This window comes from Nocardioides sp. Z21_20 (assembly GCF_059766585.1).
The window spans coordinates 70,266-83,862 of record NZ_JCBAJX010000004.1 but is presented as its reverse complement, the minus strand read 5'-3'; the positions used below and the strand labels follow the sequence as shown (position 1 = coordinate 83,862).

Annotated in this window: 9 protein-coding genes and 1 tRNA gene; 1 reads left to right on the top strand and 9 read right to left on the bottom strand. The window is 74.2% G+C overall.

Annotation, left to right across the window (positions count from 1 at the left end):
- Nucleotides 1-47 precede the first annotated feature (47 nt).
- From rho to argS, 6 genes are all read right to left on the bottom strand, one after another.
- Nucleotides 48-2,153: a transcription termination factor Rho gene (gene rho, locus AC6EH9_RS09090; RefSeq protein WP_498422409.1), complete on the bottom strand. Its 2,106-nt coding sequence runs from the start codon at nt 2,151-2,153 to the stop codon at nt 48-50.
- A gap of 336 nt (nt 2,154-2,489) precedes the next feature.
- Nucleotides 2,490-3,422, bottom strand: coding sequence for a homoserine kinase (thrB, locus tag AC6EH9_RS09085; protein WP_498422408.1), 933 nt, complete (start codon nt 3,420-3,422; stop codon nt 2,490-2,492).
- Between the two features lie 17 nt (nt 3,423-3,439).
- Nucleotides 3,440-4,531: a threonine synthase gene (gene thrC, locus AC6EH9_RS09080; protein ID WP_498422407.1), complete on the bottom strand. Its 1,092-nt coding sequence runs from the start codon at nt 4,529-4,531 to the stop codon at nt 3,440-3,442.
- Entirely contained in the window at nt 4,528-5,868 is a 1,341-nt protein-coding gene (locus AC6EH9_RS09075) for a homoserine dehydrogenase (protein WP_498422406.1), read from the bottom strand. The genes thrC and AC6EH9_RS09075 overlap by 4 nt, the downstream gene beginning before the upstream one ends.
- Complete coding sequence (lysA, locus tag AC6EH9_RS09070; RefSeq protein ID WP_498422703.1) at nt 5,865-7,271, bottom strand: diaminopimelate decarboxylase; 1,407 nt, start codon at nt 7,269-7,271, stop codon at nt 5,865-5,867. The genes AC6EH9_RS09075 and lysA overlap by 4 nt, the downstream gene beginning before the upstream one ends.
- A gap of 7 nt (nt 7,272-7,278) precedes the next feature.
- Complete coding sequence (gene argS / locus AC6EH9_RS09065; protein ID WP_498422405.1) at nt 7,279-8,943, bottom strand: arginine--tRNA ligase; 1,665 nt, start codon at nt 8,941-8,943, stop codon at nt 7,279-7,281.
- 71 nt (nt 8,944-9,014) lie between these two features.
- Here argS and AC6EH9_RS09060 point away from each other — a divergent pair.
- A tRNA-Arg gene (locus tag AC6EH9_RS09060) sits at nt 9,015-9,089 on the top strand.
- A 69-nt stretch (nt 9,090-9,158) separates the two neighbouring features.
- Here the strand turns inward: AC6EH9_RS09060 and AC6EH9_RS09055 are convergent.
- Genes AC6EH9_RS09055 through AC6EH9_RS09045 form a run of 3 tightly spaced genes read right to left on the bottom strand, consistent with a single transcriptional unit; the run spans nt 9,159 to nt 13,470 of the window.
- A complete protein-coding gene (locus AC6EH9_RS09055; protein ID WP_498422403.1) occupies nt 9,159-10,901 on the bottom strand; it encodes an ABC transporter ATP-binding protein in 1,743 nt (580 codons plus the stop codon).
- On the bottom strand, nt 10,898-12,694 hold the full coding sequence (locus AC6EH9_RS09050; protein ID WP_498422401.1) for an ABC transporter ATP-binding protein: 1,797 nt from the start codon (nt 12,692-12,694) through the stop codon (nt 10,898-10,900). The genes AC6EH9_RS09055 and AC6EH9_RS09050 overlap by 4 nt, the downstream gene beginning before the upstream one ends.
- Nucleotides 12,691-13,470, bottom strand: coding sequence for a siderophore-interacting protein (locus tag AC6EH9_RS09045; protein ID WP_498422399.1), 780 nt, complete (start codon nt 13,468-13,470; stop codon nt 12,691-12,693). The genes AC6EH9_RS09050 and AC6EH9_RS09045 overlap by 4 nt, the downstream gene beginning before the upstream one ends.
- Nucleotides 13,471-13,597 lie beyond the last annotated feature (127 nt).

The window sequence follows — 13,597 nt, the reverse complement described above, 5'->3', positions numbered from 1 at the left end:
CCGACTCGGCGGGGTGGGGGTGCGAGTTCGCGCCGACTCGCGGGGGGTCAGTCGGCGTTGGGGGCCATGTGGGTGGTCTTCTGGACCTCGGTGAGGAACTCGATGTTGGTGTGCGACTTGCGCAGCTTGCCCAGCAGCAGCTCGAGCGCCTGCTGCCCGTCCAGGGCGGAGAGCACGCGTCGCAGCTTCCACACGATCGCGGTCTCCTCCTGGCTCATCAGGAGCTCCTCGCGGCGGGTACCGGACTGGACCGCGTCGATGGCCGGGAAGATCCGCTTGTCGGCGAAGTCGCGGCGCAACCGCAGCTCCATGTTGCCGGTGCCCTTGAACTCCTCGAAGATCACCTCGTCCATCTTCGAGCCGCTCTCGATCAGCGCGGTCGCCAGGATGGTGAGCGAGCCGCCGTTCTCGATGTTGCGCGCGGCGCCGAAGAAGCGCTTCGGCGGGTACAGGGCCGCGGAGTCGACGCCGCCGGACAGGATCCGGCCGCTCGGCGGCGCGGCGAGGTTGTACGCGCGTCCCAGCCGGGTGATGCCGTCGAGCAGCACCACCACGTCGTGGCCCAGCTCGACGAGCCGCTTGGCACGCTCGATGGCCAGCTCGGCGACCGTCGTGTGGTCGACGGCCGGCCGGTCGAAGGTCGAGGAGATGACCTCGCCCTTCACCGAGCGCTCGAAGTCGGTGACCTCCTCGGGACGCTCGTCCACCAGCACCACCATCAGGTGGCACTCGGGGTTGTTGGCGGTGATCGAGTTGGCGATCGACTGCATCACCATCGTCTTGCCGGCCTTGGCCGGGGAGACGATCAGACCGCGCTGTCCCTTGCCGATCGGCGCGGCGATGTCGATGACGCGCCCGATCAGGTTGTCCGGTGTCGTCTCCATCCGCAGCCGCTCCGAGGGGTAGAGCGGGGTCAGCTTCGCGAACTCCACGCGCGAGCGGGAGGTCTCCGGGTCGCCCCCGTTGACGCTCTCGATGCGCACCATCGGGTTGAACTTCTCCTTGCGCTCGCCCTCCCGGGGCTGGCGCACCTGCCCGACGATGGCGTCGCCGCGGCGCAGACCGTACTTGCGCACCATCGACAGCGAGACGTAGACGTCCTCGGTGCCGGGCAGGTAGCCGCTGGTCCGGACGAAGGCGTAGTTGTCCAGCACGTCGAGGATGCCCGCGGCGGGCACCAGCACGTCGTCCTCGAGGACCGTGGTGTCGGGCTCGTTGCGCCCGCCCCGGCCACCGCGCTCGCCGCGCGGCTCACGGGTGTCGCGGGCGCCGTCGCGCCCGTCGCGGGTGTCACGACCGTCGCGCCCGTCGCGGGTGTCACGACCGTCGCGGCCGTCGCGGTCGCGGCCCCGGCGGCGGCGGTTGCGGCGGCTGCCGCCCTCCTCCTCCGACCGGTTGTCGCGGGACTGGCCCTCGCGGTCCTGGTCGCGGTCCTGGCGGTCGCGGTCCTGGTCGCGGTCCTGGCGGTCCCGGTCCTGGTCGCGGTCCTGACGCGCGCGGTCCTGCCGGTCCCGGTCGCGGTCCTGACGGTCCCGGTCCTGACGGTCGCGGTCCTGACGGTCGCGGTCCTGACCGTCGCGGTCCTGGCGGTCCCGGTCCTGCTCGCGGGCCGCGGGTGCCTGGCCGTCCCTGCCCTCGGAGCGCTCGCGCTTGTCGCGCCCCTCGGACCGACCCCGGGCCTCGGCGCGGTCCCGATTCCGGTTGCCCTGAGCGTCGCGGCCCTCCGCGCGGTCGGCCGACTCGGACGCCGACTGTCCGGCGCCCGACCTGTCCGAGCCGGGCTTGTCCGAGCTGGGCTTGTCCCCAGCCGCGTTCCCCTGGCTCTCGGCGGTGGTCTCTCGACCGGCCCGCTGGCGGGTCCGGGGCCGGCGCGGAGCCTCCTGCGCAGCGGTGTCGCCGGCAGGGGCATCGCTCGCGCCGGGCTCGGCGGCCTTCGCGGGCGCCTCAGCCTTCGCAGGCGCCTCAGCCTTCGCAGGCGCCTCGGCCTTCGCGGGCGCCTCGGCAGCCGGCGCCGACCTCTTCACCGCGGCCCGCGGGGCGGCGCCCCCGGACTGCTGTGCGCGGATCGCCTCGACGAGCTGGGCCTTCTTCATCCCGCCTGCTCCGGCGATCCCCATGCCACCCGCCATCGCCCTCAGGTCAGCGAGCAGCATGGTGCTGAGTCCACCACGCTTCTTGGGTGCCCCGGCAGACGCCTGCGGAGCTGTGGTGGATTCGGTCGTTTCCGTCACGTGAGGTCCTTCCCACGTATCAGTGCCGATCCGGCGGAGATGCCGTCGGCCTCCTGGTCGATGTCTCCTCACCGACACGAGGACCCGGCAGGTGTGCCGACGGGTTCACGCAAAGGAATCCGCAGAGGGATCAAGGAGGAGGTTCGCACCGGGTGCGACGCGTGTCGCCCGAGTGCTGCGTCGAGAATGCGACGCGCGGCCACGGTACCACCCGAGATCGGGTACGTGGTCAACCCACACGCCACACCTGGCGCGGTCTCAGCAGAGCACCGCCCCGGCGTGGTCGACCTCGAGGTGGCGCGCGGTCCACCCGCTCGGGCACCGGGCGAGCAGGGCGGCGACCGAGGCGGGCGAGGAGCCGGCGGCGGGCGAGGAGTCGGCGAAGGCCAGGGCGGTGGGCCCGGCCCCCGACACGATCGCCGGCACCGAGTCGCGTCGCAGCGCGCGGACCAGCTCCAGCGTCTGCGGCATGGCCGGCTCGCGGTAGTCCTGGTGCAGGTAGTCCCGGGTCGCCGCGAGCAGGTGCTCGGGCTGGCCGGCCAGTGCGGCGACGAGCAGCGCCGCGCGACCGGCGTTCGCCGCGGCGTCCTGGTGCGGCACCGAGGCGGGCAGCAGGGAGCGGGCCACCTTCGTCTCCACCGGCTGGGTCGGGACGAACACCACCACCGAGATCCGCGGGTCGACCGGGGAGGACGCGGCGTACCAGGTGTCGTCCTCGCGCCCGGAGACGACGAAGCCGCCGAGGAGCGCGGGGGCGACGTTGTCGGGGTGGCCCTCCAGGTCGGCGGCGAGCGAGAGGAGCGCGCGGTCGTCGAGCAGCAGCGAGCCGCCGGCGACCAGCGCACGCGCCAGGCAGACCCCGGCCACGATCGCCGAGGACGACGAGCCGAGCCCACGCCCGTGCGGTACGACGTTGCGACAGGCCACGCGCAGCGAGTCCGGGCGCCCGCCCATCGCGTCGAAGGCGGCGTGCATCGAGCGCACCACCAGGTGCGACTCGTCGAGCGGGACCGTCCCGGCCCCCTCGCCCTCCACCTCGACCCGTACCCCCGGCGCGGCGCCGGCGCCGCCGACCTGCGCCTCGACGCGGTCGCGCAGGCCCAGGGCGAGGCCCAGGGAGTCGAAGCCGGGGCCGAGGTTGGCGGAGGTGGCCGGCACGCTGACGCGCACCGGCCCCTCGACGAAGCTCACCACGAGAGCATCAGGCCTCAGCCGAGGCCGGCGGCGTGCGCGGCCGCGTCGACCTCGGCGTCGATGACGGTGTCGACCATCGGGCCGACCCCCTCGAGCGCCGTGGCGGTGTCCTTGAGGCCATGGCCGGTGACCGTGATGACCACCCGGCTGCCCGCGTAGGACTCGCCCTGCTCCAGCTCCTGGAGCAGCCCGGCGATGCCCACCGCGGAGGCCGGCTCCACGAAGACGCCGTCGCGGCGGGCCAGGTCGTGCTGGGCCGACAGGATCTGCCGGTCGCTCAGCGAGGCGAACCGGCCGCCGGACTCCTCGGCCGCGGCCACCGCGAGCTTCCACGAGGCGGGGTTGCCGATCCGGATGGCGGTCGCCTTGGTCTCGGGGTTGGGGAACGGCTCGCCGGTCACCAGCGGCGCGGCGCCCTCGGCCTGGAAGGCGCGCATCACCGGCTTGCGGGTGCTGCGGCCCAGTGCCGCGTACTGCTGGTAGCCGAGCCAGTACGCCGAGATGTTGCCGGCGTTGCCCACCGGCAGCAGGTGGTAGTCCGGGGCGTCACCGAGCCGGTCGACGACCTCGAAGGCGGCGGTCTTCTGCCCCTCCAGGCGCACCGGGTTGACCGAGTTCACCAGCGCCACCGGGTAGTGGTCGGCGAGCCCGCGCGAGAGGCGCAGGCAGTCGTCGAAGTTGCCGCGCACCATGATCACCTGGGCGCCGTGCATGATCGCCTGGGCCATCTTGCCCGCGGAGATCTTGCCCTCGGGCACCAGCACGAGCGGCTTGAGCCGGGCCTTGGCGGCGTAGGCGGCCATCGACGCCGAGGTGTTGCCGGTCGACGCGCAGACCACGGCCTGGGCGCCCTCGTGGCGCGCCACCGAGATCGCGGCGGTCATCCCGCGGTCCTTGAACGAGCCGGTCGGGTTGTCGCCCTCGACCTTGAGCCAGACCTCGGCCCCGGTGAGCTCGGAGAGCCACTCGGAGGCGACCAGCGGGGTGCCGCCCTCCCCCAGCGTCACCGCGACGGTGTCGGCGGGGATCTCCATCAGGTCGCGGTACTCCTCGATCACCCCGCGCCACTGGTGGGTGCCGGGCCCGGCCTGGATGCTGGCGCTCATTCGCTCTCTCCTTCGACGCGCATCACCGAGGTGACCTCGCGCACGATGTCCATGTCTCGCAGGGTCTCCACGGTCGCCGACAGCTGGGCGTCGCTGGCGCGGTGCGAGACCACGACCAGCTGGGCGTCCGCGCCACGCCCCTCCTGACGCACCGTCTGGATCGACACGTCGTGCTCGGCGAAGGCGGTGGCGACGCTGGCCAGCACCCCTGCACGGTCCTCGACGTCGATCGCCACGTGGTAGCGCGTCATCGTCTCGCCCATCGGCAGCACGTCGTGCGCGGCGTACGCCGACTCGCCGGGGCCGCAGGTGCCGGCGATCCGGTTGCGGGCCACCGTGACCAGGTCGCCGAGCACGGCCGAGGCGGTGGGCGAGCCACCGGCGCCGGGCCCGTAGAACATCAGCTGGCCGGCGGCCTCGGACTCGACGAAGACAGCGTTGTAGGCCTCGCGCACCGACGCCAGCGGGTGCGAGCGCGGGATCATCGCGGGGTGCACGCGCACGGCCACCGCGTCCTCACCGGCCGGGTCGCGGCGCAGCTCGCAGATCGCGAGCAGCTTGACCACCGCGCCCATCTCCCGCGCCGAGGCGATGTCCCCGGCGGTGACCTCCGAGATGCCCTCGCGGTGCACGTCGGCGGCGGTGACCCGGCTGTGGAACGCCAGCGAGGCGAGGATCGCGGCCTTGGCCGCGGCGTCGAAGCCCTCGACGTCGGCGGTCGGGTCGGCCTCGGCGTAGCCGAGGTCCTGGGCCTCCTGCAGGGCCTCGGCGAAGCCGGCCCCGGAGGTGTCCATCCGGTCCAGGATGAAGTTGGTGGTGCCGTTGACGATGCCCAGCACCCGGGTCACCCGGTCGCCGGCCAGCGACTCGCGCAGCGGGCGCAGGATCGGGATCGCGCCGGCCACCGCGGCCTCGTAGTAGAGGTCGCGCTGGGCCTTGGCGGCCGCCTCGAACAGCGTCGAGCCGTCCTCGGCCAGCAGCGCCTTGTTGGCGGTGACCACCGACGCGCCGTTCTCCAGCGCCGCCAGGATCAACGAGCGGGCCGGCTCGATGCCGCCGATCACCTCGACCACCAGGTCGACGTCGGCACGGCTGGCCAGCGCGAGCGCGTCGGTGGTCAGCAGCTCGGCCGGCACCTCGACCTCGCGCTCGGCCTCGAGGCGGCGCACGGCCACCCCGGCCAGCTCGACGGGCGCGCCGACCCGTGCGGCGAGGTCGTCGGCCTGCTCGCTCAGCAGCCGGACGACCTGCGACCCCACGGATCCGCAGCCCAGCACGGCGACCCGGAGGGGGCGCGGGGCGCCGCCGTCCTGGCCCGGTTCGAGACCCTCACTCACGCGTCTGCTCCCACATCGGTTGCCAACAGGTCGTCCTCAGTCTCTCGTCGTACGACGACGCGCGCGGCGCCGTCCCGCACCGCGATCACCGGCGGCCGCAGCGCGTGGTTGTAGTTGGAGGCCATCGAGCGGCAGTAGGCACCCGTGCCGGGCACCGCCAGGAGGTCTCCGGGCGCGAGGTCTCCGGGCAGGAACTCGTCCTTGACCACGATGTCGCCGGCCTCGCAGTGCTTGCCGACGACGCGGGCCAGGGCCGGCGCCGACTCCGAGCGGCGCGAGGCCAGCGTGCAGGAGTAGTCGGCGTCGTAGAGCGCGGTGCGGATGTTGTCGCTCATCCCTCCGTCGACCGAGACGTAGGTGCGTCGCGCGCCGCCGTCGAGGGCGACCTCCTTGACGGTCCCGACCTCGTAGACGGTGCACATCGCCGGGCCGGCGATGGCCCGCCCGGGCTCGATCGAGAGCCGCGGCTGGGCCACACCGAGGGCGCGGCACTCGTGCTCGACGATCTTGGTCATCTCGGTGGCCAGCTGGAAGGGGTCCGCGGGGTCGTCCTGGGTGGTGTAGGCGATGCCGAACCCGCCGCCGAGGTCCATCTCGGGCATCGTCACGCCCAGCTCGCGGCTGACCTGGGCGTGCAGGGCGAGGACCCGGCGCGCGGCCACCTCGAAGCCGGAGGAGTCGAAGATCTGCGAGCCGATGTGGCTGTGCAGCCCCTGCAGCTGAAGTCCCGCAGCCCGCTCGACGCGGCGCACCGCCTCCAGGGCGTCACCGGAGGTGATCGAGAAGCCGAACTTCTGGTCCTCGTGCGCGGTGGCGATGTACTCGTGGGTGTGTGCCTCGACCCCGGCGGTGACCCGCACCATCACCCGGACCCGGGCCCCGGTCTCCGCGGTGATCTGGTCCAGGCGGGCGATCTCGTGGAAGGAGTCGACGATGATCCGACCCACCCCGGCCTCGACCGCGCGGCGCAGCTCGGCCGGGGTCTTGTTGTTGCCGTGGTATCCGATCCGGGCCGGGTCCATGCCGCCGCGCAGCGCCACGGTCAGCTCGCCGCCCGAGCAGACGTCGAGGTGCAGCCCCTCCTCGGCGATCCAGCCGGCCACGGCCGTGCACAGGAACGCCTTGCCGGCGTAGTAGACGTCGTAGCCGGAGAAGGCGTCACGGAAGGCGCGGGCGCGGGTGCGGAAGTCGAGCTCGTCGAGGACGTAGGCCGGGGAGCCGTGCTCGGCGACGAGGTCGGGCATGTCGACGCCACCCACCTGCAGGACGCCGTCGACCTTGCGGGCCGTGGTGGACCACAGCTGCGTGACCAGCTCGTTGGGGTCGCTGGGCGGGCGCAGCCAGGAGGGGCCCCGCATGGCGCCCTCCGCGTGGGCCCAGCCTGCTTCGTGTGCGCGCATCAGCGTCCTCTCACATCCGCTCGGGGGCGGAGACCCCGAGCAGAGCCAGCCCGTTGGCGAGGACCGTGCGGGTGGCGGCGACCAGCAGCAGCCGGGCCCGGTGCAGGTCGCCGGGCTCCTCGTCGCCCTGGGGCAGGACGCGGCAGTTGTCGTAGAAGCGGTGGTAGGAGGCGGCCGTCTCCTCCAGGTAGCGCGCCACCCGGTGCGGCTCGCGGAGCTGGGCGGCGGCGGCCACGACCCGCGGGAACTCGGCGAGCCCGCGCAGCAGCTCGCCCTCCTTCTCGTGGGTGAGCAGGCCGGGCTCGAAGTCGTCACCGGCCGGCGCCAGGCCCATGTCGGCGGCGTTGCGCAGGATCGACGCGACCCGGGCGTGGGCGTACTGGACGTAGAAGACCGGGTTGTCGCTCGAGGCGCGGGTGATCTCCTCGATGTCGAGGGTCAGCGGCGAGTCGGCGGGGTAGCGCGCCAGGTGGTAGCGCAGCGCGTCGACTCCGATCTCGTCGACCAGCTCGTTGAGGGTGACCATCTCGCCGGAGCGCTTCGAGAGCCGCACCTCGTGCTCGCCGCGCATGATCTTGACCAGCTGGCCGATCAGCACCTCGAGGGTCTTGTCCGGGTCGTCGCCGGCGCAGGCGGCCATCGCCCGCAGCCGGTTGACGTAGCCGTGGTGGTCGGCGCCGAGCAGGTACAGGCACCGGTCGAAGCCGCGCTCGCGCTTGTTGACGTAGTACGCCGTGTCGCTGGCGAAGTAGGTCAGCTCGCCGTTGGACCGGATCAGCACCCGGTCCTTGTCGTCGTCGAAGTCGGTGGTGCGCATCCACAGCGCACCGTCGGCGTCGTAGAGGTGGCCCTGGGCGCGCAGCTTGTCCAGCCCGGCCGCCACGTCGTTGCTCTCGTGCAGGGAGCGCTCGGAGAACCACACGTCGAAGTGGGTCTGGAACATCTCCAGCTGGTCCCGCTGCTCCTGCAGCTGCAGCTGGTAGCCGGCCTCCCGGAACGCGACCAGCCGCTCGTCGGCGGGCAGGTCCACGATGCCGGGCTGCGCGGCCACGATCTTGTGGGCCAGGTCGACGATGTAGGCGCCGCGGTAGCCGTCCTCGGGGACCTCGCGGCCCAGCGCGACCGCCTCGAGGGAGGCGGCGAAGAGGTTCATCTGGTTGCCGCGGTCGTTGATGTAGAACTCGCGCGTCACCTCGGCACCGGCGGCCTCGAGGACCCGGCCGATCGCGTCGCCGACCACGGCCCAGCGGGTGTGTCCCAGGTGCAGCGGACCGGTCGGGTTGGCGGAGATGAACTCGACGTTGATCCGGTTCCCGCTCAGCGTCTCGGTGTGGCCGTACGCCGCGCCGGCGGCGACCACCTGGGCCGCGACCGCGCCCTGGGCGCCCGCGTCGACGGTGATGTTGAGGAAGCCGGGGCCGGCGATCTCGATGCCCGCGATGCCGTCCACGGCGCCCAGTCGGGCACTGACCAGCTCGGCGAGGGCGCGCGGGTTGGTGCCGGCCTTCTTGGCCAGCTGGAGCGCCACGTTGGTGGCGTAGTCCCCGTGGCCCTTCTGGCGGGGCCGCTCGACGGTGACCGTCTGGGGCGGCCCGTCCGGCAACGCGAGAGCGCCCTCCTCGACCAGCTGGGTCAGGACGTCGACGATGGCGGAGGAGAGCTGCTCGGGGGTCACCAGGCAAGCCTATCGGCGTACCGGTTTCCCCTCAGCCACCGCCCGCCTGTATGGTCAACCCCGCACCTTGAGCCCCCGTAGCTCAGGGGATAGAGCACCGCCCTCCGGAGGCGGGAGCGAAGGTTCGAATCCTTCCGGGGGCACCAGCAAGAAACCAGCGTGTGGCCGTCGGCCCCGCCGCCTCAGGCCGCACTCGTGCGGCCGTCGGCCCCGTCTCAGGCCTGACTCGACCAGGCCGCCCACAGCCGGGCGTAGCGCCCGCCGGAGGCGAGCAGCTCCTGGTGGGTGCCCAGCTCGACGGGCCGGCCCTCCTCCAGCACCAGCACCCGGTCGGCCGTGCTGGCCTGCACCAGCCGGTGGGCGATGGTGATCGTGGTGCGCCCCCGGGTGGCGGCCAGGGCCGCCGCCTCCAGGTCGCGGGCGCCGGCCGAGCCGGCCTCCGCCGTCGCCTCGTCCAGGACCACGACCCACGGGTCGGCCAGCACCACCCGGGCCAGGGCGAGCTGCTGGGTCTGCGCCGGGGTCAGCGCCAGCGCGCCCTCCCCCACCACGGTGTCGGCACCGTCGGCGAGCGCAGCCACCCAGTGCGCGCCCACCGTGGCCAGGGCCGCGTCCACCTGCTCGAGCGTGGCGTCGGGGCGCGCGAGCAGCAGGTTGTCGCGCACGCTCCCGGCGAAGACGTGCAGCTCCTGGCTGACCGTGGCGACCACCCGGCGGCCCTCGAGCCGGGCCTCGCGCACCGGCACGCCGCCGATGCAGACCGTCCCGCCGGTGGGGACCAGGCCACCGGCCACGGCCAGCCCGAGGGTGCTCTTGCCGGCGCCGCTGGCGCCCACCACGGCCAGCCGCTCGCCGGACGCGATCTCCAGGCTGACGCCGCGCAGGGCGCTCTCGCCGGGCGCGTACTGGTGCGAGACCTCGCTCAGCGAGACCCCGCCGTCGCGCGGGGCGGTGCCGGCCGTGCTCCGCGCCGCCGGCAGCAGCGCGATGCCGGCGAGCCGGGTCAGCGACGCCCCGGCCGACTGGACCTCGTCGAAGAGGAAGAGGATCGCGCCGACGGGGTTGAAGAGGCGGTGGAAGTACAGCGCGGCCGCCGTCACCGCCCCCACGGTGACCCCGTGCTCGCGCACCAGGACGAACCCGGCGCTGAGCACCAGCAGGAGCCCGATCGCCTCCGCACGGTTGGTCCGGCCGCCGAAGCGCATCAGCAGGTCGAAGACGTCGATGGAGAGCCGGGCCGAGCGCCAGGAGGCCTCCGCGACCTGCGCGCTGTGGGCGTCGCCCAGGCCGAGGCCGCGCAGGGTGCGGCTGGCGTGGATCCCGGTGAGCAGGGCCTCGGCGCGCTCGCCGTTCGCCACGCGCTCGCGCCGGTAGTAGGGGCCCGAGCGCGGCAGGTACCAGCGCAGCGCGAGCGCGTAGAAGGGGGCCGCCAGCAGCCCCGCCACCCCCAGGCGCCAGTCGAGGGCGAGCAGGCCCCCGACGGTGAGCACGATCGCCAGCGTCGAGTTCACCACCAGCGGCACCGCGTCGGTCAGCGACCCCGCCACCACCCGGACGTCGTCGCTGACGCGCGACATCAGGTCCCCGGTGCCGGTGCGCTCGAGCTCCTCGGTCTCCAGGTGCAGCGCTCGGGAGAGCACCTGCTCGCGCAGCTCGGCGAGCGCGGGCTCCGCGGTCTGGGCCAGGGCGCCGACCGAGACCAGCGTGCAGACGGACCCCACCAGCGCCGCCGCGCCGATCCACAGCGCCGCCACCACGATGCCGCGGGTGTCGCCGCCGCTCTCGGCCTGGCCGACGAGGTCGACGATGCGCCCCAGCTGCCAGGGCGCGACCAGGCCGGCGACGCCGGCGACGGCGAAGGCAGTGGCGCTCAGCACGAACGCCGCTCGCCGCCGGCTCAGCAGCCTCAGGGCCAGGCCCGCGGCCTCCCCCGCGCTCGACACCGGAAGCCGACTCATCGCAGTACCGCCGCTCGGTAGTCGTCGCGAGCCAGCAGCTCGGCGTGGGTCCCGCGCGCCACCACCCGGCCGGCCCGCACGTGGGCCACGCAGTCGGCCGACGCGAGCAGCACCGGGCTGCTGGTCAGGACGACGGTGGTGCGCGCCCCCGGGCCGGGCCCGTGCCGCAGCCGGCGCAGGCCGTCGGCGACCCGCGCCTCGGTGACGGCGTCCACGGCGGTGGTCGGGTCGTGCAGCACCAGGACGGCCGGATCGGCCGCCAGCGCCCGGGCCAGTCCGACGCGCTGGCGCTGGCCGCCGGACAGCGCCGGCACGCCCGGACCCTCCTGCTCCGCGTCCGCGTCCGCGCCGCGCCCGGCCCCGACATGGGCGACGACCTCGTCGGCCGCGGACGCGGTCAGCACCCGGGCCAGCGCGGCGTCGTCGAGGCGAGCGCGCGGGTCGATGTTGTCGATCAGCGTGCCGGCCAGGAGATCGACGTGGTGGTCGCTGACCAGCATCGTGGCGTGCAGCGCGTCGATCTCCCACGACCTCAGCGCGACCGCGTCGAGCAGGACCAACCCCGACTCGGGCTCGGCCTCGCCGCGCAGCAGCCCGAGCAGCGCGGCGGCCTCGGCCGGGCTCTCGGCGACGATGCCCAGCCAGCGTCCCGGGTCCGCGACCAAGGACAGGTCGCGCAGCGGGCCTGCGGTGACCGAGCGCAGCTCGAGGCCCACCGCGGGCGGCTGCTCGTGCGCGCCGGCCGGCTCGTCGCCCGGCTCGTCGTCCGGCTCGGCCGCCGCGACGACCAGCGGGCCGCTGCTCAGGAACGAGACGACGCGCGCCGCCGAGGCGCGCGACTGGGCCAGCTGGGTGAGCATGAAGGTGAGGGTGTGCATCGGCTCGGAGAGGAACTGGCTGATCCCGACGACCGCCACGAACTCCCCCACCCCGATGTCCCCCTGGGCCGCGCGCACCCCGGCCACCAGGGCCACCACCGCCAGGAACACGCCGCTGAGCCCCGCGGTGACCGCGTGCATCAGCCCCTCCCACCAGGCTGCGCCGACGCTCGCGCGCACCGCCTGCTGGCTCTCGCGGCGGTAGCGGGCCAGGGCGGCGTCCTCGGCTCCGATGCCCTTGAGCGGTCGCAGGCCGCGCACGAAGTCGCCGGCGATGCCCGCCGCGGCGCCCAGCGACTCCTGCCGGACCCCGCTGCGGCGCGCCAACCTCGGCGACAGCAGCTGGGTCACCACCAGCACCGTGGGCACGCCGAGGAGCACCAGCGCGGCCAGCACCACGTCGATGGCGGCCAGGACCACGGCGCTGACCAGCAGCCCCACGACGCCGGCCACGGCGAAGGCCAGCTGGCGGATCACCGTCGCGACCATCTCCGCATCCGTGGTCGCGATCGTCAGCACATCGCCCGGCAGCCGCTCGGAGCGGACGCCGCGCGCGGAGAGCACGCGGGCGGAGATCTCGCAGCGCAGCGCGTGCGCCTGGGTCTGCAGGGCCCGCAGCCCGGCCCGGGCCCCGAACCGGTACGACAGGCTCAGCACCACGAAGTGCACCACGAGCACCCCGGCCCACCAACCGAGCTCGGCGGCGTCACCGGTGGTGACCGCGCGGTCGATGAAGACCGCGATCAGCACCGGCACCATCAGCTCGGCGACCTGCCACACCGTGATCAGGGCGGCGGCGAGCGTGACCGCGCGCCACTCGCGAGCCAGGGTGCTGCGGATCAGCGCTCCGGGCGTGCGCGGCACCGCCGTACGGGGGGCGAGTGCGGGGGGCTGCTCCTGCGCGACCTCGCTCAAGCGACGTCGGCATCCATGGCGGCGACGAAGTCCGCCTTGACCCGGCGCCAGTCCTCGTCGGTCATCGTGCGCCGCCAGTACGGCGAGCACGACATCGCGGCGCGCTCCAGACCGCGCCCGACGAGCAGGTGGCGGCGGATCGCGCGGATCTCGTCGGCCTCTCCGTGCACGAAGGCGTCCACCCGACCGGGCGCGAAGTCCAGCTCCTCGAGCGCCGCGAGCAGCAGCCCCGCGGGCTCCTCGGCCCCGACGCGGTGCAGCCACCGCAGGTCCAGGCTCCCCGGCGTCTCCAGGGGCACCTCGTGCTCGGCGCTGTCGCACACCAGCCGCACCACGACCCGCCGGCCGGCCGGCACCTGCTCGAGGCAGGCCGCGATCGCCGGCAGGGCGGACTCGTCGCCGAGCATCAGGTGCCAGTCCGCGTCGGCGTCCGGGCGGTAGCCGCCGGCCGGGCCGTCGAGGACCAGCACGTCGCCGGGCTGCGCGTGAGCCGCCCAGGGGCCGGCCGCGCCGGCGTCGCCGTGGACGACGAAGTCGAGGGTGAGCAGACGGCGGGTGGGGTCCCAGGCGCGCACCGTGTAGCGCCGGCGCGCCGGCCACCAGCGGCGCTCGTGCTCGGCGCTCACCGCAGCCGGGTCGAAGACCGGCCCGTACGGCGCACCCGGGGGCGGCACCGCGATGTTCACGTAGGCGTCGGCACCGAGCGGGGTCGCGAACCCGGCGAGGCCCTCTCCGCCCAGCACCACCCGGATCATGGCCGGGGTGAGCCGACTCACGGTGTGCACTCGGCCGAACTGGGGACCGCTGCGCTCTGGCGACATGCGCTTAGGTTAGCCTTCCCTCGCCTGGGCTCCGAACGGGGTCCGTTCCCGCCCCGGCGCGGGCGCCTGTCTGCGCGCCCTC